We start from the raw sequence: 24,778 nt of genomic DNA on the forward strand, positions 1-24,778 counted from the left end.
ATTCTAATTAAAGACTGATATCGTATTGCTTTAGTTTATTATAAAGTGTTTTTCGATCGATAGACAACATTCTTGCAGCCTTTGCTTTATTTCCATTTGCTTTTTCTAAGGCATCCAGAATTAATTCCTGTTCATTTTGACTTTTAAATAGCCCATACGTCTGTTTATTATTGTGAGACGCATATGCAATATCATTTGGTAACAACTCTAGAGTAATCAAATCATTCTGAGAAAGCAAGACAGCTCTTTTTACTATATTTTTCAGTTCTCTCAGGTTTCCTGGCCAATCATATTTTTTAAAAGTATCCAGTACTTCATCAGCAAAACCAACGACACTTTTATCTAATTCTATATTAGATTCTTCCAGAAAATAGTTAGCAAACAACATGAGATCTTCTATTCTATCTCTGAGAGGTGGTACCTTTATAGAAAATTCATTTAATCTATGGTATAAATCTTCTCTGAACTCTCCTTCTTTTACAGCATTAGTAAGATCTTCATTTGTAGCAGCTATGACCCGAATATCAACATCTATTTCTTTATTGCTCCCTACAGGTTTTATTTTTCTTTCTTGCAGCGCTCTTAATAGCTGTACTTGTAATTCGTAACTAAGGTTACCTATTTCATCTAAAAACAGTGTTCCACCATTCGCAGCTTCAAAATGTCCCACTTTATCATTCACAGCTCCAGTAAAAGAACCTTTAATATGTCCGAAAAATTCACTGGAGGCAATTTCTTTAGGAATTGCTCCGCAATCTACAGCTACAAAAGGCATATCGGATCGTTTACTATTCTTATGTATACTGCTTGCCACATACTCTTTACCAGTTCCACTATCTCCTATAACTAACACGGACATTTTGGTAGGGGCGACAAGAGCTACATACTCATTTAATTTTTTAGAAGCATCACTAATTCCTTTTACAAAAGATACTTTCGCATTTGCAGGAGTAGAAGCCTTTGCTGAAGAAGCAGATTGCTCTTTATTGATTTTTTGAACTGGGTTATCTTCAGTCAGCAACGCTTTTTCAATTATTTCAAGAATCGTATCCGGATTGAAAGGTTTAGAAATATAGTCAAATGCACCTTGTTTAATAGCATTAACTGCCATATTAATCTCAGCATATCCAGTCATAATAATAACCTGCGTAGCAACATTTTTAGCTCGTATTGTTTCTAATAATGTAATTCCATCTCTATCTGGCAACCTTACATCTGTAAGTATAATATCGAATATTGTTTCCTGAATTTGTAGGATCGCCTCGTTTCCAGAAAATGCAGTAAATACTTCATATTCTTTTTTTTGCAAAAAAGTTTTAAGCATTGTACAAAAGGCTACATCGTCTTCTACTATGAGTATTTTGGACATATTTTCATTAATTAATAATGCTAAGTAAGCGTAATATATAAAATTAAACATTTAGTAGGTACGTTCATACCTAAAAAGCATAAAATAAAAAAGAGACCCTTGGGATTGGGTCTCTTTTTAGCACTAAACAACTTTATATCGCCTCTTGGTTGACAAGGCGGATATTCTTTTCTACCCCTAGATTTAAGATTTGTCGTCTGGCTTTATCCATTCACCGTTAGCATTGGCAAATACAATTTTTGTATAATTTTCTTTACTTTTTAAAATTATTTTATAAGAATTATCTTTTGAAATATATGCTTTGTGAATACGTAACTCTACATAATCCTTTGCTGCAGCGTTTTGAATCGCCATAGGTAATTCCACAATTTCAATTTCAGTATATTCTTGCATCTCGTAAGCATAATCAATAAATTCCCATTTATCATTTTCAGCTAACTCATCCTGCGCTACCGTTCCTTGGGCTGATATTATACTTACTACTATTGTGATGATCATTGGTAAATTCTTCATTGATTTATAATTGTAAAAAAATCATTCTACATTTAGTTATATAGGAATAATTGTTCCAAAAAATAAAAGAAAGCTAAAATATTTCAACCAATTGATTTACAGTATTTTAAAACAAATATTTGACTTGAAAGCCATGTAGAAATCTCGGCAATTCTACATAAAAGTGTAGAAATTTTACACGATTCTTATGGCTAGGGATATTTTTCTTATAAGAAAATTGTAAAGAATCCTTAATAAATCCTAATTTTAACAATATAAATCAGATCAGATTATAATAACGGCTTTCTCCGATTGGATTTTTTAATCGAATGTTTTTGTTTGTTTTCCAGTCTTCTCTTAATAGAAGCTTTAGTAGGCTTGGACGATCTTCTGGCTTTAGATACATATAGGCTTGTTTTTAAAATATCTAAAAACCTTTTGATAACAAGTTCTTTATTTCTATGTTGACTTCTAGTATCACCACATTGTAAAATCAACATCCCCGATTTAGTAATTCTGGAAGTTAGTTTTTTATTAATCCTTAATTTTTCTTCGGCAGTAAGACCATTGGATTTTTCTATATCAAAACTGAGTTCAATCTTAGATGATACTTTATTAACATGTTGTCCCCCTGCGCCAGAACTTCGTATGGCTTTATATTTTAATTCTTTAAGCAGTATCGATGTATTCACGAAAACAAGGTTGCCTGATGTGCTGACTTTAAAAGATCGTTTACTGTTTTCACAGGATTGAAAGTTGTGAGTGGTACTTCTACAAAAACACTAATCCAATTTGCCATTGCTCCATTCCACAATCCAGGTAATTCTAGTGCTTTTAGCGATTTACCATTCAGTGTTTTTTTTGTGATAAAACCTGCATCCGGATCTACAAAATCTTGTAAATTAAATTTTTCTCCTTTGTAATTACGTACGCCGCAAACAAGGTCTACTGGATTAAAATGGGTAGCACTTTTTAGAATATCTTGTTGTCTGTGATCATTTTTATTAATCTGAGGAGTTTCTATAATTTGCAAAACCACCCTACCATTTTCTCGTTTCACCCAGAAAGGACCTCCTCCAGGCTCTCCTTCATTGATCACCATACCACAAACACGGATAGGTCGGTTTAATGATTCTTTTAGAAATTGAAGCTTATATTTTTCAGAAAACTTATCAAAATCGATAGGTAACCTCACATTAAGCTGCTGTACCAAAAACTTTTTGATCTTTTCTAATTCAGCATCTGATGGTGTTTTTTTATCAATACTATCTAAGATTCTGAATACTTCGTCTTGTATTTCTATTAGTTTACCTGCTAAAATCTTTTTGTAACCGGATACTTCATCCTGATATTTACGAACCACAACGTTATCAATATTCTTTATAAAAATAATATCCGCATTTAGATCATTAAGGTTCTCTATGAGCGCACCATGACCTCCTGGTCTAAATAAAATTTTACCATCTTCTGTTCTAAATGGCTGGTTCTTCTCTGTTACCGCAATGGTATCGGTTTCTGATTTTTGAAAAGAATATGTAATATCAAAATTGGTATTTGTTTTATCTTCTACCTTCTTTTTAATTCTTTCAAATTCATCTTTAAATGCCTCTAAATGTTGATTAGAGATCGTAAAATGTAATTTAGACAGCTTTCCAGAGGCTTTGTTATAACCCGTGGCTTCATATAAATGTTCTTCAAAAGCTGTTGCGATACTATTCGTATATTTATGAAAAGGTAATAATCCTTTAGGGTACTCCCCATAATTAAGCCCTTTCTCTTTCAACATCATCTCTACAAAAATATGTAATTGTTTCCCTTCTGATAAAAATACAAAATCAGGATATGCATTTTTTACTTCCTCCATGACTGTATCATAAAAGGGGAGTTTTTCTAAACCTATTAAAAAGAGACGTATGGCATCCGCTTTTTGATGATTTGTATAAGAATTTAAACTCTCTTTTTCATAATTGTAAGTAGTTAAGAATCTAAATAAATCTTTAAACATTCTGGTTGCAGCACCAGAAGCTGGAACAAACTTAATGGTTTCTAGATGAATTGCTCTTGATTCATATACTTTAATAAGCTTTTTCTGGTATTGTTCAGAGAATTTAAGAATTCCGTTATCTAAACTGGCAGCACTTCTAAGTGCTACAAAAGGTATTTCATTTTTAAAAGTCTCTATCTGCGACATCACTTTTGCCAAGGTCATACCTTTAGCTTTAATATGTCTTTTATCTTTATCTGTAATACTCACTTTTTTGATGCTATTAATTGGTCAATACTATGCACAGCTTTTTTAAAACGAGAAGTTTCATCACCCTTCAATACAACATAAGGATACTTATATGTCGTTAGTGTTTTTTTAAAAATAGAAAACATCTCCTCTCTTTGATTAGGCTTATCACGTAAATCATCTGCAACCCAAGGAGTGTCAATATAGGTTAAAAGATATAAATCATACACATTTTCTGATGATAATTTTTCAATTAATTCAGGAACTTCTCCTTTATAATATACTTCCGAATATACTTTAAGTTCCAAAACATTCGTATCGCAAAAAATTAAATCATGTCCTTTATCTATAACTTTACTTTCTAATTTTATCTGACCTTGAGCGATAGGAATCAAATCATTATAATCACATACTTCTCTTGTTTCATCCCACTTTTTTTGAAGATATATTCTCATATATTCTGGCACCCATGCGGTATCATAATGTTCTGATAATAGTCTGGCTAATGTAGTTTTTCCTGTGGATTCAGGACCAAATAAGACAATCTTTATGCAACCTGAAGATCTTTTTTTAAGCTTTTTTTCCATGCGAGATATCCTTGAATTGCTAATAATGTAAATATAAAATACTGAAGTGAAAGCATACCAAGTCCCCTGTACGCGTATAGAGGAACAGTAATAATATCAGCAAAAATCCATAACATCCAATTTTCTATTTTCTTATTAGCCATATACCACATAGCGGTAAAGAAAATTCCGGAAGTAAAAATATCAATATAGTTCTCTAATTTTATTTCGTTTCCAAAGTATCTATAAACCAGATACGTTACTGCCATCGTTAACACTACCAGTAAAACTCCTATTGCCTTTTCTCTATTGGTTGTTCTGGAAATAGGAATAGCATGTTTCTTACCGTTCTTTCTTGACCAGTTCCACCAGCCATAGATACTAATCACAGAATAGTAAAAATTCATCATCATATCACCAAAGTATGCTGCTTTATACAAAAGATACACTGTAATTACAGTTGCTACCAATCCTATAGGATACACTAAAATATTTTCTTTTTTAGCATATACGACACTTGCAATACCAAAAACAAAGGCTATTGCTTCTAATACTATAAAAAGAACTGGTGTGTCCTTATAAGCATTAAGAAAAAAATCAAAAATGTGGTTCATAATTGCTTCTATTACTTTTCACCATTTTCATATATACCAGCACATGTTCCATCTGGCCAAAAGCTTCTTTAATCTCAACTGTCAAAAATGACATCACCTGATCATACTCACCAAAAATTTGTGTACTTAATGGATTTTCTAAAACCGTAAATTCTGAAGCTCTCAATTTTTTTATAAAACGTATGATGTGTTCTTCAAAACCATCTTGTAATGGTGTAAGTGTTAATTCTATTGATATTTGCATATTGCATTATATTTTTTAGTCTGAAACCCTGATTTATTCATAAGGTATTGCATAAACACAAGTAAAACCCTCAAATTCTGTAAACGTAATATCATAATGACTAATTTCTTCCATATATTGAATACTGCCAGCTGTAAATGGAACATTGATATCAAAAGGCATAATATGTATATGTTGTTCAAAACTCAGCCCCGCAGTCCCGTACATTTTATATAAAGATTCTTTAGCCCCCCAGATAATAGTTAAAACCCTTACAGTATTCTCATTTTGTGTTGTCACAAAGTCTACTTCTGATCTCACAAACTTATGCGCTATTCGTTGGATTTTTTCTCTTTGCTTTTCAATATCAATACCTACAGAATGATCACTAATAATAATGCCTGCAAAATTGAAAGAATGGGTAATTGAAATATAATTACCATCTCTTAGGTGAGGCTTACCATTATCATCATACAATAAATCCTGATCCGTATATCCACAAAGCCCCAATAAGTGTCTGATACTCATAAAACCCCTTCTATGAATATCAGATTTCATGCCATCAACACGCTTCTGGCAATGTGTTGTTAATTCTATTCCCTCACATAAGGATTCATAGGATTCTTCAATCTTCCAAATCAATACGTTAGTGCTTTCATCTACTGTTATAGTTTTGTAAAGAGGCATGTATATTCTTAAAGTTATTATGTACCTTTGCAAACTGAAATCAAGGAAATATTTCTATGATTTTTGCGAGACGAATTTAGAATAATTTAGTGCTAAATACTAAAATAATTGCACTTCATACCTATAAAACAACTACTATGAGTACTAAAACATTGCCTTATGTTCCTTATAAAGTAAAGGATATTTCATTAGCTGCATGGGGAAGAAAAGAAATTGAATTAGCTGAAGCTGAAATGCCTGGATTGATGTCTTTGCGTGAGGAATATAAAAACGAACAACCATTAAAAGGTGCTCGTATTGCGGGATGTCTTCACATGACTATTCAGACTGCAGTATTAATTGAAACTTTAATAGCATTAGGTGCAGAAGTAACCTGGAGTTCTTGTAATATATTTTCTACTCAGGATCAGGCCGCAGCTGCAATTGCTGACGCTGGGATTCCTGTGTATGCATGGAAAGGAATGAATGAAGAAGAGTTTGATTGGTGTATTGAACAAACATTATTCTTTGGTGAAGATCGTAAGCCTCTTAATATGATCTTAGATGATGGTGGTGATCTAACCAATATGGTACTGGACAGATACCCAGAACTAGCAGGAGATATAAATGGACTTTCTGAAGAAACAACAACAGGTGTACACCGTTTATACGAAAGAGTAAAAAATGGAACATTACCTATGCCCGCTATCAATGTTAATGATTCTGTAACCAAATCTAAATTTGACAACAAATACGGATGCCGAGAAAGTGCAGTAGACGCAATTCGTCGTGCTACCGATACCATGCTTGCTGGAAAACGTGTTGTAGTTTGTGGTTATGGAGATGTTGGTAAAGGTACTGCAGCATCATTTAAAGGAGCTGGTTCTATTGTTACCGTAACAGAAATTGATCCTATCTGTGCATTGCAAGCAGCTATGGATGGTTTTGAGGTTAAAAAACTGGATACCGTGGTAGGGAATGCTGATGTAATCATCACAACTACTGGTAATAAAGACATTATACAGGCGGACCATTTTAAGGCATTAAAAGACAAAGCTATCGTATGTAACATTGGTCATTTTGATAATGAAATCGATATGGCATGGCTAAACAATAATTACGGAAATACTAAAGACGAAATTAAACCGCAAGTTGATAAATATACAATCGACGGAAAAGATATTATCATCCTTGCAGAAGGACGTTTAGTTAATCTTGGATGCGCAACAGGGCATCCGAGTTTTGTAATGAGTAATTCATTTACAAATCAGACACTGGCTCAAATCGAACTTTGGAAAAACGCTGCAAACTATAAAAACGAAGTATATATGTTACCAAAACATTTAGATGAGAAAGTAGCAAAACTACATCTTGAGCGTCTGGGAGTAGAGCTGGAGACACTCCGTGAAGATCAAGCCGAATACATTGGTGTCACTGTAGAAGGTCCTTTTAAGCCAGAATACTATAGATACTAAAGAGCTAAATATATGGCTTTGCAATTAGACGTTTAGAACACTTTATATTTATAAAATTAAACCCCTTGCTACGTAACGTAGCAAAGGGTTTAATTTTAACAATTTGTCTCTTCCTGAAATAACATTACAGTTAATTGTTATTTACAGAAAACACCATTACCTATTAAAACTTAATATGTATATCATTACAATAAAAATGATCTAGATATACTCTCAAAATTTAATTAAAACCCAATAGACCCAGATCATAAAAATAAAAGTCTTTTTGATTATTCATAGCTACAAAAAGACCTTTAGGAAACTTTTTATCAAAAAAACCGATAACAAGATCGCAGCCGTCAGTTTCTGTAGTTCCTAAATTGACTGCTTTAATAAAATGATGATCTTTTCTTGAAAATATATTGAACTGTCCTTTTTGTTGATCAGATACTATTATCCAGCCATCCCCATTTGGTTTTGCTGCAATTGCAATACCCTCCATATCTTCTGAAAAATTTTCATTTCCAAAAAAAGCTAATTCTTCATTTCCTTTTGATGGGTCAGCAGCATATTTACGAATTCCCACACCCTCATCTGAGCAGTATACATGACCTAATTCATCATCAATAGCAATAGCCTCAATTTCTTTTACTCCACTAAATTTTCCAAACTTTCTAATAAATTCACTTCTGACACCCTCAGCATCACTTATTAATTCATATTGATATAAGTAATTATCTTTAGGACCTGTTTTTCTACTTACAATTACTGATATTTTTTGATTTATTGGATTTTTGTAAATCCCTACACCCATAGGCCTTCTATAATTAATATTTGTTTCATCTTCAAAAACAGGAAAGCCACCTCCGTCTAATGGACGCATATCAGGAACAGAAAAAAGACGAATCTGATTTCGCTCTCTCTCTGTAAACACCATAATATCCACTACAGTACTATCAAACATTTTAAAACCGTACTCAATATCAATGTTATTAGGATACCTGATATTTTTTAATACTTTATCAGGAATAATCTTGCCTTGTAAATTAAATGCATAAATAGCACCATCTGTATCTTTATCTGTTCCAAAAACAATACTTTTTGATGCATCTGTAGGATGTACCCATATAGCAGGATCATCGGTATCGTGAGGAACCTTTTCTGATACTACTGTAGCTGGCACTGTTGGCAATTTATCGGTACAGGAATAAAATAATATGCCTAAAAGAAAAATTAAAAAAAACTTCTTCATAAATTAATATTTATTTTTTCTTAAAAAGATCATACTTAAGCCCAAAAGTGAGCCTTCTATCATAATATTCTAATTGCATTGTCCTATCCGAAATACCTTGATAAAAACGAAGAGGCTGATTCGTAATGTTAGTAAGATCTGCATAGACACTTAATTCTTTTGTAATTGCATAACTAACATTAAAATCTAGAAAAAACTGCCAATCATAATACCTGTCTTCAAAAGAATTACCTCCAATCTCATCAATATATGCATCAGAAAAATTAGAAGATAATCGTGCACTAAATTTAGCATCATTATATCCCAAGGATCCATTGAACATATTAGGTGCTGTATTTGGTAAATCTAGATCGAATCGTTCCTCACCATCCTCATTACGAATCCCTTCTGTAGTAGAAGCTAAATATGTATAATTGAGATATACGTTAAAGTTTTTTGCAAATCCAGGTAAAAAATCCAATTGCCGTTGTAATGCTATTTCTATCCCAAAAATTGATGCATCATCACCATTAAGTGGTTGAAAAACATCAAATCCAGTGGTAGCTTCTCCGAATGTATCATCAGCCGCTTCACCTCTAAAAGTATAAATAAAATTATTAATCTGCTTATAAAACAATCCTCCAGAAAGGATTCCAACTGATCTAAAATAATGCTCTGCCATCATATCAAAATTCATAGAAGTAGTAGGGTCGAGGTCTGGATTACCAACAAAAATTTCTTCTTCATCAAAAACTACATCTCTAGAAGGTACCAGATCGGCATAATTGGGTCTTGCCAAAGTATTTGTCCACGCAAATCTGAAAATAGTATGAGGTGAAAGACTATATTTAAAATGTAATCCCGGCAAGATATTAGTATATGACTGCTCATCACTAGCTTGACCGATTACGTTTTCTTCATCTTCTATTTGATTCCCTGTAGCTTTAATCATAGTGTGTTCTAATCTAATACCAGCTAAAACACTTAGCTGTTCTGTTAATTTTTGTTCTGCCATCATATATCCTGCTAATACATCTTCAGAAACCGTATAGTTAGCTCTTAGGAACTCATCTGGCACTGACTCCCCATCCTCTAATTCAAGGCTTCCTAACCAAACTTCGTTTGCAAAAAAGCCTGCCTGATATCTACTACCAGCAAGGAAATTAGGATTCGTAAGATCTCTATTTGGCACATTCGATAGTAAAGGAAAATTATTCTCTATATCAAATTCAAAAAAATCGTTATCTCTATTTTTATTTTTTAAACGACTCCGTATCCCAAATTTGATACTACCATCTCCTTTGCCAAAAAAATCTTTTATTAACTCTGCATTTATAAAAAAATTAATATCCTCTTCTTCTGTATATTGATTTTCTTCTGTTAGTTCAGAGAATGTAAAATCCGATAAATCATTTGCTTCATCAAAATTAAGGGGAGTCTGAACGGGTAATCTGGGATTTGAGTTATTATTGTTTACAATATACTCAGATTCATACCCAACATATCGCTCGTTTAATCTTTCTTCTGAAGCTTTTGCAAAAGAAGCCATCCAATCGATTTTAATATTTCTAAATAAATGATCTCCTCCTATACTATAATTCTGCATACGCTGATCTTCTAATCTTGCATTTTTATTACGGTCACTATCAATCCCCCCCTTTGTTTGACGAACAGCTTCTACGGGAAATCGAATTAATGATCCATCCGTAATAACAAAATCTTCTTCTTCAATATCTTCACCATCTAGAATTCCTTGTTCTAATTGAAATCTATTCTCCCTATCATCTCTCCAGTTATACATCGTTTTTAGATACATACTATTATCTGCATCAAACTGATAGTCCAAATTAGCCGAAAAACTTCTTCGTATTCTCTGTACTAAATATACACGCTGTTCAAATGTACTAGTATATGGATTCACGTTTAATGTTTCGAGAATAGCCTCTCCGTTAGCATCTTCTTCTCCCGTATTATAAGCTAACTCATCAGACCATTCAGCCTCTATATTATCAGAACCAAAATCATTATCATTAATTGATGCGGATAACAGCCATCCCAATTTCTTATTTTCTGTTCGATCTCCTATGAGTAAAGAACCATTAATAATCCTTTTATCAGTAATAAAATTGACTCCAGATCCTAAAGTTGCAGAAAGCCTAAAATCTTGTGGTGTTGTTTTAGTAATAAGATTTACAGACCCTCCTAATGCATCCGCCTCCATATCTGGCGTAACGGCCTTACTGACTTCTATCGTTTGAATCATATCAGCAGGAATCAAATCCATCTGAATTTCTCTATTATCACCCTCAGCAGAAGGTATTCTACTACCATTAAGTGTTACAGAATTTAATTGAGGTGAAAGCCCTCTAACAATAATAGTACGTGCTTCTCCTTGATCTACCTGCATAGTTATCCCGGGAATGCGTTTTACTGCATCTCCAATATTAGCATCAGGAAATTTTCCTATTTGATCTGTCGATACTATGTTTGTAATATTAATATTACTTTTTTGCGTATTCAATGCTTTCGCCTGACCGCTTTTTCCATAACTTATAATACTAACATCCTCGAGCTCTATTCCTTCTATTCCAAGAACTATTGATACAAATGAAGTTTGTGAATCCACAATAGTAACTTCTTTTTTTGTACTAGAATATCCTATATAACTAATCTCAAGTACATATGATCCCTTCGGAATATTTACTAAAGCAAATTTTCCTTCAAAATCAGAAATAGTTGTTCTATTAATTAACTTAATTTGCACAGAAGCTCCTGGAAGCACCAATCCATTTTCATCACTTATCACTCCTTTTACAGAGCCATTCTGAGCAAATAAACCACTGAAACTCAAGCTCGCTATAATTGTTATAATACATATCTTAAATAAATTAATTGATACCATTTTCTTTATGTTTTGAACTAACACAAAGCTATAAGATCACTATTGGTTATATAAAAACTCTAAAATAAGAAAAGATAAACATTACGTTAAAACCATAGCAATTACTCCGGTAATATTGATTTTTATTTACACGACAGTAACAATTACATAAAATACACTACTAATAAAACAGAAAAAACCCTTTTCAAAATAATTTGAAAAGGGTTTTTATATGATAAATAAAATATTCTTAAGCTTCGAACGGTATTATTGAAACAAAAGATTTATTATCTTTCTTTTTAGTAAACTTCACTAAACCATCTACTTTAGCGTGCAACGTATGATCTTTACCAGCATATACATTTTCACCAGGTTTATGAGCTGTACCTCTTTGTCTTACGATGATATTTCCAGCAATAGCAGCTTGTCCTCCATAAATCTTAACACCTAAGCGTTTAGATTCTGATTCTCTACCATTTTTAGAACTACCAACTCCTTTTTTATGAGCCATTTTCTTAAGGTTTTATATCGTTAATAATTGACAGGATTATTTTTCAATCCCACCGTCTAATTTATCTTGCCATTCTTTAAGTTCATCCCACTTACCATCTGCAGCTAATTGCGCTTGCGCTGGCCATGTATCAGGAACGTGATTACCACGTACATCTTTAATAAACTCAGCAATTTGTTTAGGATCAGCTTTAGAAAGATCAGCAAAAGTAACGATACCATTACTATTTAGCGTCTCTGCTATTTTTGGTCCAATACCTTCAATCTTTTTAAGATCATCTGCCTTTGCAGACTTTTTAGGAGCAGCTTTTACAGGTGCAGCCTTAGCTTCCACTTCTTTTTCTACTTTTTTCGGAGCAGCTTTTTTAGTTTCCTTCTTAGGAGCAGCTTTCTTAGCTCCAGAGGCAACTATACTCTCAATTACGATCTCAGTAAGAGATTGACGGTGACCATTTTTAACACGGTATCCTTTACGTCTCTTTTTCTTGAAAACAATAACTTTGTCACCTTTAAGGTGTCTTGTGATTTTTGCTCCTACCTGAGCTCCATCTATAGCTGGGGCGCCTAGAGTTATATTGTCACCATCGCCAGTAAGAAGAACCTTGTCAAAAGAAACTTTATCTCCTTCTTCTCCTGCTAAACGGTGTACAAAAACCTTTTGGTCTTTTGCAACTTTAAATTGCTGCCCTGCTATCTCTACAATTGCGTACATAGCGTAACGTTTAATTAATTTTATAATAAAATGAACATACCTAACCCAATAGGCGGCTGCAAATATACTGCTAATTAATTAACTGACAAATAATTTAGGCTTTTATAGGATGAGAAGGATATCTTTTTTTTGAATTCCAGCTTTCTTTGAATAATTGCATAAAAGATAGCGTGAGCACAAATGTAGTTGCAAAACCCATAATTGCCGACACAAAGACTACAATACCCACACCAACGTGATAATGAGAACTCCAGTTAGCAAGCATTTCAGGAAGAAAACCAATTTCTATGTTAGTAACATATATTGCAAAAAATATGACAAAAATTAAGGTAGCATTAAACCCGGCAAATAAGCCTGCCATAAATCCTTTCTGAAATTCAAAAGAAGTTCCCTTCTCTTGTTTATAATCTCTTATGGCTCTATACAAACCAAAAGCCACAATAAGACCATTGCCCAAACTATAAATAGGATTTGTATGCACTCCCAAAAGAGATAGGATTAGAAAGTAAATAATAAGTCCTATTGCCATAAGAACTCCATACTTAACTGGTATTGTAGACTTTTTCATAATACTAGATTTTTTTTAAACGTACCTTAATATAGGTATTCTTACCAGTATTGCAATATAAAAAAATGTTAATTAACTGTTCTGCAATGTTTTAAAACAAATAGATTTCGATCTATAAATCATTAGTTTTTCCATTGTATAGTTTCCATAAAATGCATAAGATCATTTTGCAAATAGTTAGCCGCTGGCAAAATAGAATCATAATTAGGTCGTGCATCAAAATAAACAGAACCCGAAACAAAATGTTTAATACTATCTGTTACGTAAAACTGATATGGAGAAGCTGCATTTCCTGAAACTATATACAATGTTCCATATACTTTTTCTTCTTCATTAATATGCTCTTTGTTTTTAATTCCATCGGCCTTTATATGATGTTCCATAGTAAGGTTCTGAGCATCCCTAAGAAGAGAGTCCAGATTATTTTTGATTTCATAATGAGAGAGATACACCGTAGCTTTTAAATCAGGATAATACATATTGTACCAGCAAGGTCTTGTATATTTCGCATTTTTTATCTGAACCATCTTATTTTTTTTAACTGTATAAGAACAGTCCATATCCAAATCTTCATACACAGGAGCAGGGTAGTTCAATCGTAGCATTGCTCTGGGCTTAGGTAGTTTTTCTTCTCCACAGGACAACAAAAGTAAACACATTGTCCCTAATAAAAACATATATACATTACTCTTCATTAATTGTTAATTTTACTCGTTTAATACGTTTATTATCTAAGGATTCTACCTTAAACATATACTTTTCAACTTCAATAATCTCTCCGCGCTTAGGAAAACTACCTGATAGCTCAAGCAATAGACCTGCAATAGTCTCAGCATCTCCTTTTATATCTTCAAAAATAATAGTATCCTGAAGTTTTAATATTTTATAAAAATCTTTTAGCGATGTTCTTCCTTCAAAAACATAATTAGTATCATCTAACTTAGAAAACACAAGACTTTCATCATCAAATTCATCACTTATATCTCCTACAATTTCTTCAATAATATCTTCTAATGAAATTAAACCACTCGTGCCACCATATTCATCTACAACGATAGCTAAATGATTTTTTTTGATCTTAAAATCATTTAACAAATCATCTAATTTCTTGTTTTCAGGAACAAAGTAAGGGTCTCTTAGTAAAGAAACCCAGTTAAAATCTTTATGATTTATATAAGGTAACAAATCCTTTACATACAAAATCCCAATCACCTTGTCTATAGTTTCTTCGTATACTGGTATACGTGAATATCCTTTTGTAATGATTTCTGGTAGTATTGATGTATACTCCTGATCGTGGCGTAACGCAAAAATATCTATTCTGGGATGCATTACTTGTTTTACATCGGTATTGCCAAATGAAACAATTCCTTCTAATATCTTCTTTTCTTCTATAGTTGTATCTGTATCAGATGTCAATTCTAATGCTTGTGATAATTGATCTACACTAATATTAGATTTCTGCTTTCCTAAACGGTTATGAATACCAAGGGTCACCATGCGCATCGGCAAACTAATAGGCGATATTACCCAATCAAGAATTCCCAAAGGACGTGCCATAAAGTTAGCAAATTTCACCTTATTTCTACTCGCATATACTTTTGGTAAAATCTCTCCAAATAATAAAATCAGAAAAGTCACTAGTACTACTTCTACGACAAATCTAATATTAAGCCAATCCCATAGCACGATATTGAGATTTTTAAAATAAATCTCCCCCAATACATCAAAAAGAAGTACAATCGCTATATTGATAAAATTATTTGCTACCAGAATTGTTGCTAGTAATTTCTTCGGTCTACTTAATAATTTTGAAATTATTCTTTGATTAACACTAGCATTTTCCTCATCAAACTTAACTTCTGAGGGAGTTAAAGAAAATAATGAAACTTCACTACCAGAAATAAGAGCTGAAGCTATCAATAATAGTACAAGCAGCAATATATTCACTAATTGCATCGGATCAAATGTGTAAAATAAAAAAACTAAGGGTTCAGGATCAGGGTCCAAATTGTTTGCGTTTTTAATTAACTAAATTAGAATGGAAGATCGTCCTCTTGATTGTCAGAAGATGTTGATGAAATCTGTTTTGATTCTACTGCTGGCTTTTGTCCTGCCTCAGGTTTTTGGGTCGATTTTGCTCCAGAAGATTGATTTTCAGTTTTTGGGTTTAAAAAAGTAAATTCTGTACATTGTATTTCTGTACTATACCGATCTTTACCCTGATCATCGAGCCATTTTCTTGTTTTAAGTCTCCCTTCTATATACACCTTATCACCTTTATGTAAATATTTTTCACAGATTTCGGCGGCCTTATTTCTTACTACTACATTATGCCATTCTACAGTATTGACACGTTCACCAGTGCTTTTATTAACATAAGAATCATTAGTTGCCAGCGGAAATCTACCAATACAACTTCCAGCTTCAAAATAATGCATCTTTACCTCATCACCCGTATGCCCAATTAGCATTACCTTATTTAACGTTCCAGACATTTATTTATTTTTATAGTAAATGTACTAAAAAAGAGGCATACCTAATAAAACCTATCTATAAATTTACCCAACAATATTGGAACAGGATATTGTGCAATAGTACTTACATGAATAACCTTTTGCTCTTCACTAATTAGAGGGTTTTTCTGGATTTCAACAATATAAAATCGAGTATATAAATGCTGATGACTTAGTTTATGAATCACATACTCTTCCTGGTATAATGAGATCTCATAATCCATACCATTCATCAAATCCATAAACCCCTGATCTCCGGTAATCCCATCTATATCAATTTTTGCACTACTCTCTATTACTGGAAATTCATATAAATTCTGCCATATTCCTTTACCAGTTCTTTGCTGAATAACTGTTTTATTTCCATCAATATTAAAAATAAGATAATTAAAATACCGATTTTTTACCTTTACTTTTTTGAGTTTTACAGGTAATGATGTGACGGTGCCGTTTTTTAGTGCTTCACAACCTTCATTAAGAGGACATATAATGCAATAAGGACTTTGAGGCTTACATTGTAAAGCTCCAAACTCCATAATTGCCTGATTATAATTCGCAGGATTCTTTGTATCAATTAAAGTACTAGCCAATTCCTTAAACTTTTTTATTCCTTTTGTACTATTAATAGGTGTATCAATATTAAAATATCTTGACAAAACACGATACACATTGCCATCCACAACAGGAACCACTTCACCATAGCAAATAGAAGCAATCGCACTTGCTGTATAATCGCCAACTCCTTTTAGTTTCAACAATTCCTTATAAGAACTCGGAAACACGCCTTGTAATTCATTTGCTACAAATTGTGCTGTCTCATGTAAATTTCTTGCTCTGGAATAGTACCCTAATCCCTGCCATAATTTTAAGACCTCTTCCTGTTGCGCATTTGCCAGGTCAAAAACTGTAGGATACGCTTCAACAAATGACAAATAATACGGTAAACCTTGGGCAACTCTGGTTTGCTGAAGTATGATTTCACTCAACCAAATTCGATACGGATCGACGGTTTCCCGCCAAGGCATAGATCTTTTGTTTTGTAAGTACCACGAAATGAGTTTTTTATGAAAAATCATAGTAAAATTTTAGCTTTTGCAAAATTAAACGTTTAAAAGACAATAATTTCACCTTAAGTATTGATTTTTTGGATTTTAAATTACTATATTTGCCCCCTTGAAAATTTAAAAACCCCTAAAATTAGGTATTATAATGACTAAAGCAGATATTGTAGCAAAAATCTCAGAAAAACTGGGAATTGAAAAAGGAGATGTTCAGGCAACGGTTGAAACATTTATGGAAGAAGTAAAAAGTTCTTTAGAAGGTGGTGATAATGTTTACCTTAGAGGATTTGGTAGTTTTATTATCAAAACAAGAGCTGAAAAAACTGGCCGTAATATTTCTAAGAATACTACAATTAAAATTCCAGCACATAACATTCCAGCATTTAAGCCTGCGAAAGTTTTTGTGGAAGGTGTAAAAACAAACGTAGAAGTTAAGTAAAAATTAATCATTAATAAACAAGTACACTATGCCAAGTGGTAAAAAACGCAAAAGACATAAGGTAGCTACGCACAAGCGTAAAAAGCGAAGAAGAGCAAATCGTCATAAGAAAAAGTAGTTTTCTAACTACTTTTTCTTATTTTAACAAAAAGTTCTTTGAAATCGAAATAGAGCATCTTATACAACTACCTTTATAAGACTTTATTTCAATGGAATTATTATATGATTCCTGTGAAAAAATTTGTTTAATCCATTCCATTTCCCTGATATGTATGTATTAGGACGGAATAAAAATCTATTAAGAGTGAACAAAGAATTGATCATTAGATCTGGTTCCTCTACGGATTTTGCCTTATTAAAGGATGGAAAACTAGTTGAATTACATAAGGAAGAAGATGACAGTAATTTTGCAGTAGGTGATATTTTTATTGCCAAAATACGTAAATCTGTCCCAGGTCTTAACGCCGCATTTGTTAATGTAGGCTATGAAAAAGATGCATTTCTGCATTATCACGACCTAGGTCCTCAAGTATCTTCCCTTCTTAAATTCATCAAACGTGTAAGCACAGGTAAATTAAAAGATTATTCTCTGAAAGATTTTCATTCAGAGACCGATATTGACAAACATGGTACTATCACTGATGTGTTAAAATCGAATCAATCGCTATTAGTACAAATAGTAAAAGAACCCATATCAACAAAAGGTCCTCGTATTAGCTCTGAGCTATCGATAGCTGGTAGATATATTGTATTGGTACCTTTTTCAAAAAGAGTTTCTATTTCTCAAAAAATAGAATCTACAGAAGAAAAAGAACGTCTTAAAAGACTCGTTAAAAGTATCAAACCAAAAGGATTTGGAATTATTGTTCGTACAGTAGCAGAAGGCAAAAAAGTAGCAGAACTAGACAGAGATTTACAAAATCTGATGGATCGCTGGGAAGCTATGTGTAAAAAGTTATATAAAGCACACCACCCATCAAAAGTTTTGGGAGAAATGAACAGAGCATCTTCTATATTAAGAGATGTTTTTAATGACTCCTTTACTTCAATCGTTGTAGACGAAGAAGACCTCTACAACCAAATCAAAGATTATTTGCAAGAAATTGCACCAAAGAAAGAATCAATAGTAAAATTACATTCGTCTAATGTACCTGTTTTTGAAAAATACGGTATAGAACGGCAAATTAAAACTAGTTTTGGAAAAACGGTATCCATGAGTAAAGGTGCTTATTTAGTAATTGAGCACACAGAAGCAATGCATGTTGTGGATGTTAATAGTGGTAACCGATCAAACAAAGCCAAAAATCAAGAAGACACTGCATTAGAAGTGAATCTAATTAGTGCAACAGAATTAGCACGCCAACTACGTCTTAGAGATATGGGTGGCATTATTGTAGTCGATTTTATTGACATGAATAATGCTGATAACCGCAGAAAACTCTTCAATCACTTACGTGAAGAGATGAAAGACGACAGGGCAAAGCATAAAATTTTACCACCAAGTAAGTTTGGACTGATTCAAATTACGCGACAACGCGTTCGACCTGAAATGAATATTAAAACCCGTGAGGAAAATCCGAACGGAACTGATAGCGAAATTGAGGCGCCTATCGTTATAGTAGATAAAATCAAGGTTGATTTAGAAAAAATACTTAAAAAAGATCATAAAAAGATAACACTCAGTGCACATCCTTTTATCGCAGCTTTTTTAACAAAAGGATTTCCATCCGCCCGTTCAAAATGGTTTTTTGATCATAAAAAATGGGTAAAAATTATACCTAGAGACGCTTACACGTATTTAGAATATCATTTTCTCGACAAAGACGGAGAGATGATACAGTTATAGAATAAAAAATCCAGTTTACTGATGTAAACTGGATTTTTTTGTTTCTATATTTACCAATCAATGAAGTACACTCCTCCACAATCTGTAACCGTAACAGAAGCCATCAAAAAGATGGAACATTACTGCGCTTATCAGGATCGTTGCCATAAAGAGGTAATGGAAAAGCTCAAAACTATGCACCTTATTCCTGAAGCAAAGGAAAAGATAATCTTACACTTACTAGAACACAACTTTCTTCACGAAGAGCGGTTTGCTAAAAGTTTTGCCAGAGGAAAATTTAGAATTAAAAAATGGGGGAAACAAAGAATTGTAAGAGAATTAAAGTTTCGACAAATTTCTGAATACAATATAAAAACTGCTTTAAAAGAAATTGACGAGCAAGAATATATAAGTACTTTTCACGAACTGGCAGAAAAAAAGTACGATACAATTTCAGTATCTGATCCTTATAAGAAAAGAAAAAAATTAATTGACTACCTACTCTATAGAGGATGGGAGCAGCATTTAGTTTTTGAGAAAGCAAGAGAACTTACTCACTAATGCATTGCAAAATTGGTAAAAGAGGTTACTTTATTAAAACAGTTTTGCCTCTATTATAGATATTATCTAATAAATATTTGGTTTTTGATAATTCTATTATTTTAATTAAATTAATATTTAATCTTAAGTTAAACTCCAGAAAAACCATTCCTCTTATTTGTTCGCGCTATCGCTTTTTCATTCTTGTATTCTATCCATTTCTGCCCTACAACTTTCCGAACAAAATTGTCTAAATAGCGCATCAAAAACAGATTATAGGCTCCTTGCATAAAATTACCAATATTTTTGGGAACAGAGCGTATGCTCATAGAAAACCCGGGTGTGATATATGTCATCTGATGCCAATATCCTTCTGGCATATATAAAGTTTCTCCATGACCTAATGTGGTGGTAAATCCCTTTGCGTATTCTAAAGCTGGCCATTTTTCAAAATCAGGATTGACAAAATCAATTTCCTGATGAGCAATAACAGCATGAGGGATTTTATATAAATATTTTGTTTCTGAGGGTGGGAATAAGATAACTTGTTTTTCTCCATTAAATTGAAAGTGAAGAATATTGGCCAGATCAATATCATAATGCATAAAAACTTTTGATCCTTCTCCTCCAAAAAACAAATAAGGCATTGCCTTTATTAACTTCAACCCTATTTCGGGTGGCCAATAATCCTGTTGTAATTTAGGTGACTCTCTTAATAAATGGTATAAAAAAATACGATAGTTGGTAGGCTTAGATTTTAATAAATCTACATACTCGCTCATTTTCATGCTTGTATGTGGTTCATTAAATTTATATTTAGAACTTATAGGCCTGTCATCAAATAGAGGCACTGTCTTATCCCCGGCAATTTCTTTTATATAATCAAGATTCCATTTAGCATACGCTGGCCAATCTTCAATTAATCGCTCTATTACTACTGGTTTTTGCGGTTTATAATATGTATTTATAAACTCTTCTTTAGTTATTGTTCTAACCCTTGGTATTTGTTCTAAATTTAATTTCACCGATATAACAAGCTATTAGTTAGACAAATGTAATAAGCTTATGCGTTTTTTGCAACTTTAGCTTTTTGTCCTTTTAACTTTGTAGCTTCATTTTTTTCAATGATATGTTCTGGTCTTGACCACTTGGGTTTTTCTCCCTTAGACTCAAACTTTGAATCAATTGCTTCAATTGTATCAGGCTGCGCTTTTTTAACAAAAGGTTTTTGTGGGTTTAATCCCAACATCTTAAACATTTTCATATCCTCATTTACATCAGGATTAGGAGTTGTCAATAATTTATCTCCAGCAAAGATAGAATTTGCTCCGGCAAAGAAGCACATCGCTTGTCCTTCTCTACTCATGTCAGTTCTACCGGCAGATAATCGCACTTGTGTTTGTGGCATCACAATTCTGGTAGTAGCTACCATACGAATCATATCCCAAATTTCTACTGGTTTTTGATCCTCCATTGGAGTTCCTTCTACTGCTACGAGTGCGTTAATAGGCACAGACTCTGGCTGTGGGCTTAATTTTGCCAAAGCAACTAACATCCCTGCACGATCTTCTGGCTTTTCTCCCATTCCTATAATACCACCACTACATACTGTTACGTTTGTCTTGCGTACATTATCAATAGTTTGTAAACGATCCTCATATCCTCTTGTAGAGATTACTTCTTTATAATAGTCTTCAGAAGTATCCAGATTATGATTATATGCGTATAAACCCGCTTCTGCCAGCCGCTCTGCTTGATTTTCTGTAATCATACCAAGCGTACAGCATACTTCCATATCTAATTTATTGATCGTACGTACCATTTCTAACACGTCGTCAAATTCCTGCCCATCTTTTACGTTACGCCAAGCTGCACCCATACAAACTCTTGAACTTCCGGATGCTTTAGCACGGAGTGCTTGTGCTTTAACCTGCTGAACACTCATCAGATCATTTCCTTCAATATCGGTATGGTATCGTGCCGCCTGAGGGCAATAACCGCAGTCTTCAGGACATCCTCCTGTCTTAATAGATAAGAGTGTAGAAACCTGTACCGAATTAGGGTCGTGATATTCACGATGCACTGTTGCAGCATCGTACAACAATTCCATCACAGGTTTATTATAAATTTCCAGAATTTCCTCTGGAGTCCAATCGTGTCTGATAACGCTCATAGATAAAGATGTGTAAGTTTTCAAAAATACTTGTTTAAAATCAAAAAACACAAATTAGCTTCGTCAAATTCGTTGTTTTTAATAACAATTAGCATCTCTTTTTGTTAATTAGACCAATAAATCTTCTTTTGTTAATGATTTTATAGTACCTGTAAAATCAAAACAGTTCTCTAAAAAAAACCAATTTTATATCACAAGTTATGGTACTCGCAATAGTATAGAAACCGCATTACCACCAAAACCAACAGCATTGATTATAATGTTATTCAATTGTTTAGGCACGTAGCTATCTTTTATAAAAGGAACAGGGATAAACTCCTGGTGCTTCATCATCAAAATTGCAAGTTCTACACTTAGGATTCCACTAGCTCCAAATGTATGCCCAATTTTCCATTTATTAGTTGTTAATGCAGGTTGATCATTTCCAAAAACCGCTTGTATCGCATTATATTCTGCAAGATCTCCTTTTATTGTACCAGGTGCGTGTAATACAATAACATCTATCTGTTTTGGATCTGTATTTCCCAAAGCCATTTTCATAGATTTCTGAAAACACTCTGCATTAGTAGATATAGAGATATTGTGTTTTAAAGGCTCAGTAGCGTATCCAATACCCGTGATTAAGGCTTGCGCATTATCTTTTATACCTGTTTCCAGACAGGCAATAGCGGCTCCCTCACCCAGAAACATTGAATTTCTAGTTTTTCCTAAATTCATAGCCTGACATGGATATGGAGGTGCTACATCAGAGGCATAAATTTTTAACGCTTTCATCTGGGCAATTGTAAAAGGGGTTAATGGAGCCTCACTTCCTCCTACTAAAAACTTATCATTTAATCCAGCCTGCAACCAAGCTACTCCATTGAGAATCGCATGCAATGCCGTAGAACAAGTGATTGAATGACTAATCTCAGGCCCTTTAGTTTGTAAATCCTGAGCAATCCAAGAAGAAATATTGCCTAGAGTAGTAGTAGGAGAGCTTAAAGTAGCAGATATTCCCGTTTCTAGAAATTCCTGATGATATTTCTCAAAAAGTCCTGTAGCTCCTCTAGAGGAGCCTATATTAACTCCAAAATCAAATGTTCCCTTCCAAGCCGCTTGCTTAATAACTGCTCTTGCTGCAAAAATCGCGAATAAGACAGAGTCATCTAATGATTCGTACTGCGAATTTTCTTGTTTAAGATAGTCTATCTGATTTCTTGATGTATCACTTATAGTAGCGATTGGCACTTTGTCATTTCCGAAATCATGAAGAGTAATACAGTGAGAAGGTTTCTTATATAAATTCCAAATTTGCTCTGTAGTATTTCCCAGTGGAGAAACAGATGAAATACCTGTTATGGATATAGGGTCTTGTAACACTTATTTTTTTAAGCAAATGTAAGAGTTTGTTTCGGTTTGTTCAACTGATAATGGTTTCTTATTCCTTTCTAAACCTAATCATATGAAAAGGAAAAAGCCAAATATCAATCGCATTGACATTTGGCTTTTAAAGGTATTCCTAAAATTATTCTAATTTTTAGAATATATATTTTTAATTAGTATATCCTGTATGTGTATTTTCTAAACTATAAAAAGTTGCTTGCACATAATCATCATCATTTCCAGTGTTATTTTGGTTATATACTCCAGCCTTAAAGTACATATATTGACCGCCAACGTCATAACCACTTGGTGTCATATTCACTTCTTGTACGATATCGGCTTTACCTTCTCTACTAATAGTAACCCACAATGTATTATTTGTTACCTTGATGGTATAACTAAATTTTTCATCTAATGCAATTCCATCTGAAGGATCTGAAGCAGAACTAGAACGACTACCAATTAATTCGTACCAATCTTCATCATTTAAAACATCTTCATTTGCCTCGTGTGCAAAATAGATAGATCCTTTAGTGTTGCCAGGTAATTTTCTGTAATATATACGTACCGGTTCATCATCATTAGCATGAATTTGACCAACTATCACCCTTCCTACTTGACCTGAATCACCTGTGGTAGTTACGTGATTTACAGCTAGAGTTGCTGTAAGCACACCATCATATCCGGCAGCTGCATCAATATCGCTTTGTGGAGCACTCCCAAATACCCAGTTATTACCATTTACACCTTGTGTAGAAATACTGGTATTTGTTTTTCTCAACATTTCTCTTAACTCAGATCTTGTATATGATGTATTTGTTGAAGTTTTAAATCCAGCAACAGGACATTTAAATACCATACCTCCATCATCTGCTGTATAAAAATATTCCGGGTTTTCATAACCGCTATTTAATGTCATTACAGAAATATTGTCTGCTGTACCAGAATTATCAATATCAATAGGTATACTAATATTCCAGGTTGTTAAATCAAAGTTATCTGAGGGTGCTGTACCGCCAGTAGTACCTGTAGTTCCAGTCATACCTGTTGATCCGGTAGTACCTGTTGATCCTGTAGAACCAGTCATACCTGTTAATCCAGTAGCACCTGTTACACCTGTTGTACCCGTAACACCAGTTGATCCCGTAGAACCAGTAGGTTCTTCTTCTGCAACATCGTCATCACTACTACAACTGCCTAATGTCAAAAAAGAAAATAAAAACGCTCCTAAAAGCAAAGTGATGAAACGCTTATTAATAATAGTATTAGTACTCATAAAACTTTTAATTTAAATTAAAATTACTTTATACAGGGTTACGAATATATACGTATTCACTTGT

General features: G+C 33.2%; 25 protein-coding genes. 4 read left to right on the forward strand and 21 right to left on the reverse strand.

Annotation, left to right across the window (positions count from 1 at the left end):
- Positions 1-7: 7 nt before the first annotated feature.
- The 8 genes from ABD816_RS08380 to ABD816_RS08415 all read right to left on the reverse strand — a co-directional run bounded on the left by ABD816_RS08380 (position 8) and on the right by ABD816_RS08415 (position 6,184).
- On the reverse strand, positions 8-1,369 hold the full coding sequence (locus ABD816_RS08380; RefSeq protein ID WP_344926384.1) for a sigma-54-dependent transcriptional regulator: 1,362 nt from the start codon (positions 1,367-1,369) through the stop codon (positions 8-10).
- A gap of 183 nt (positions 1,370-1,552) precedes the next feature.
- Positions 1,553-1,882 carry a hypothetical protein gene (locus tag ABD816_RS08385; protein WP_344926385.1) on the reverse strand — a complete coding sequence of 110 codons (330 nt, stop codon included), beginning with the start codon at positions 1,880-1,882 and terminating at the stop codon, positions 1,553-1,555.
- A 269-nt stretch (positions 1,883-2,151) separates the two neighbouring features.
- Positions 2,152-2,553 (reverse strand): alternative ribosome rescue aminoacyl-tRNA hydrolase ArfB, encoded by a 402-nt coding sequence (gene arfB / locus ABD816_RS08390; RefSeq protein ID WP_344926386.1) that lies wholly within the window; start codon positions 2,551-2,553, stop codon positions 2,152-2,154.
- Positions 2,550-4,115: a DUF4301 family protein gene (locus ABD816_RS08395; RefSeq protein WP_344926388.1), complete on the reverse strand. Its 1,566-nt coding sequence runs from the start codon at positions 4,113-4,115 to the stop codon at positions 2,550-2,552. Before ABD816_RS08395 ends, arfB begins: the two co-directional genes overlap by 4 nt.
- Positions 4,112-4,681 (reverse strand): AAA family ATPase, encoded by a 570-nt coding sequence (locus ABD816_RS08400; protein WP_344926390.1) that lies wholly within the window; start codon positions 4,679-4,681, stop codon positions 4,112-4,114. The genes ABD816_RS08395 and ABD816_RS08400 overlap by 4 nt, the downstream gene beginning before the upstream one ends.
- On the reverse strand, positions 4,642-5,274 hold the full coding sequence (gene pnuC / locus ABD816_RS08405; RefSeq protein ID WP_344926392.1) for a nicotinamide riboside transporter PnuC: 633 nt from the start codon (positions 5,272-5,274) through the stop codon (positions 4,642-4,644). Before pnuC ends, ABD816_RS08400 begins: the two co-directional genes overlap by 40 nt.
- A complete protein-coding gene (locus ABD816_RS08410) occupies positions 5,258-5,518 on the reverse strand; it encodes a hypothetical protein (protein WP_344926394.1) in 261 nt (86 codons plus the stop codon). Before ABD816_RS08410 ends, pnuC begins: the two co-directional genes overlap by 17 nt.
- A 33-nt stretch (positions 5,519-5,551) precedes the next feature.
- Entirely contained in the window at positions 5,552-6,184 is a 633-nt protein-coding gene (locus ABD816_RS08415; RefSeq protein WP_344926397.1) for a 4'-phosphopantetheinyl transferase family protein, read from the reverse strand.
- Positions 6,185-6,321: 137 nt separating this feature from the next.
- Here ABD816_RS08415 and ahcY point away from each other — a divergent pair, with 137 nt between their 5' ends.
- Complete coding sequence (gene ahcY / locus ABD816_RS08420) at positions 6,322-7,638, forward strand: adenosylhomocysteinase (protein ID WP_344926400.1); 1,317 nt, start codon at positions 6,322-6,324, stop codon at positions 7,636-7,638.
- A gap of 220 nt (positions 7,639-7,858) precedes the next feature.
- On the opposite strand, the gene ABD816_RS08425 is transcribed toward ahcY, so the two are convergent.
- The 9 genes from ABD816_RS08425 to mutY form a co-directional block, all read right to left on the reverse strand.
- Positions 7,859-8,869, reverse strand: coding sequence for a phytase (locus ABD816_RS08425; protein ID WP_344926402.1), 1,011 nt, complete (start codon positions 8,867-8,869; stop codon positions 7,859-7,861).
- Positions 8,870-8,879: 10 nt separating this feature from the next.
- Positions 8,880-11,750 carry a TonB-dependent receptor gene (locus ABD816_RS08430; RefSeq protein ID WP_344926404.1) on the reverse strand — a complete coding sequence of 957 codons (2,871 nt, stop codon included), beginning with the start codon at positions 11,748-11,750 and terminating at the stop codon, positions 8,880-8,882.
- A 229-nt stretch (positions 11,751-11,979) separates the two neighbouring features.
- The gene (gene rpmA / locus ABD816_RS08435; protein ID WP_344926407.1) at positions 11,980-12,240 is read right to left on the reverse strand and encodes a 50S ribosomal protein L27; all 261 of its coding nucleotides are present in this window, start codon (positions 12,238-12,240) and stop codon (positions 11,980-11,982) included.
- Between the two features lie 36 nt (positions 12,241-12,276).
- Positions 12,277-12,951 carry a 50S ribosomal protein L21 gene (gene rplU / locus ABD816_RS08440; RefSeq protein WP_344926408.1) on the reverse strand — a complete coding sequence of 225 codons (675 nt, stop codon included), beginning with the start codon at positions 12,949-12,951 and terminating at the stop codon, positions 12,277-12,279.
- Positions 12,952-13,045: 94 nt separating this feature from the next.
- Complete coding sequence (locus tag ABD816_RS08445; RefSeq protein WP_344926409.1) at positions 13,046-13,519, reverse strand: DUF4199 domain-containing protein; 474 nt, start codon at positions 13,517-13,519, stop codon at positions 13,046-13,048.
- Between the two features lie 122 nt (positions 13,520-13,641).
- Positions 13,642-14,214, reverse strand: coding sequence for a gliding motility lipoprotein GldD (gene gldD / locus ABD816_RS08450; protein WP_344926410.1), 573 nt, complete (start codon positions 14,212-14,214; stop codon positions 13,642-13,644).
- Positions 14,204-15,529 carry a gliding motility-associated protein GldE gene (locus tag ABD816_RS08455; protein ID WP_344926411.1) on the reverse strand — a complete coding sequence of 442 codons (1,326 nt, stop codon included), beginning with the start codon at positions 15,527-15,529 and terminating at the stop codon, positions 14,204-14,206. The genes gldD and ABD816_RS08455 overlap by 11 nt, the downstream gene beginning before the upstream one ends.
- Before the next feature lie 26 nt (positions 15,530-15,555).
- A complete protein-coding gene (locus ABD816_RS08460) occupies positions 15,556-16,017 on the reverse strand; it encodes a single-stranded DNA-binding protein (protein WP_344926412.1) in 462 nt (153 codons plus the stop codon).
- Positions 16,018-16,058: 41 nt separating this feature from the next.
- Positions 16,059-17,111, reverse strand: a complete 1,053-nt coding sequence (gene mutY / locus ABD816_RS08465; protein ID WP_344926414.1) for an A/G-specific adenine glycosylase — start codon at positions 17,109-17,111, stop codon at positions 16,059-16,061.
- Between the two features lie 133 nt (positions 17,112-17,244).
- Here mutY and ABD816_RS08470 point away from each other — a divergent pair, with 133 nt between their 5' ends.
- The 3 genes from ABD816_RS08470 to ABD816_RS08480 all read left to right on the forward strand — a co-directional run bounded on the left by ABD816_RS08470 (position 17,245) and on the right by ABD816_RS08480 (position 19,921).
- Entirely contained in the window at positions 17,245-17,535 is a 291-nt protein-coding gene (locus tag ABD816_RS08470) for an HU family DNA-binding protein (RefSeq protein ID WP_344926415.1), read from the forward strand.
- A 304-nt stretch (positions 17,536-17,839) separates the two neighbouring features.
- On the forward strand, positions 17,840-19,381 hold the full coding sequence (locus ABD816_RS08475) for an Rne/Rng family ribonuclease (RefSeq protein WP_344926417.1): 1,542 nt from the start codon (positions 17,840-17,842) through the stop codon (positions 19,379-19,381).
- Positions 19,382-19,441: 60 nt separating this feature from the next.
- The gene (locus ABD816_RS08480) at positions 19,442-19,921 is read left to right on the forward strand and encodes a regulatory protein RecX (protein WP_344926419.1); all 480 of its coding nucleotides are present in this window, start codon (positions 19,442-19,444) and stop codon (positions 19,919-19,921) included.
- 128 nt (positions 19,922-20,049) lie between these two features.
- Here ABD816_RS08480 and ABD816_RS08485 read toward each other — a convergent pair whose 3' ends face one another.
- From ABD816_RS08485 to ABD816_RS08500, 4 genes are all read right to left on the reverse strand, one after another.
- The gene (locus tag ABD816_RS08485) at positions 20,050-20,925 is read right to left on the reverse strand and encodes a cupin-like domain-containing protein (protein ID WP_344926421.1); all 876 of its coding nucleotides are present in this window, start codon (positions 20,923-20,925) and stop codon (positions 20,050-20,052) included.
- 38 nt (positions 20,926-20,963) lie between these two features.
- Positions 20,964-22,073 (reverse strand): biotin synthase BioB, encoded by a 1,110-nt coding sequence (bioB, locus tag ABD816_RS08490; RefSeq protein WP_344926550.1) that lies wholly within the window; start codon positions 22,071-22,073, stop codon positions 20,964-20,966.
- A gap of 198 nt (positions 22,074-22,271) precedes the next feature.
- Complete coding sequence (locus tag ABD816_RS08495; RefSeq protein WP_344926423.1) at positions 22,272-23,435, reverse strand: beta-ketoacyl synthase N-terminal-like domain-containing protein; 1,164 nt, start codon at positions 23,433-23,435, stop codon at positions 22,272-22,274.
- Positions 23,436-23,607: 172 nt separating this feature from the next.
- The gene (locus ABD816_RS08500) at positions 23,608-24,714 is read right to left on the reverse strand and encodes a polysaccharide lyase family 7 protein (RefSeq protein ID WP_344926425.1); all 1,107 of its coding nucleotides are present in this window, start codon (positions 24,712-24,714) and stop codon (positions 23,608-23,610) included.
- Positions 24,715-24,778 lie beyond the last annotated feature (64 nt).

Origin of the sequence: Aquimarina addita, assembly GCF_039539305.1 — a bacterium.
Classification (GTDB): Bacteria; Bacteroidota; Bacteroidia; order Flavobacteriales; family Flavobacteriaceae; genus Aquimarina; species Aquimarina addita.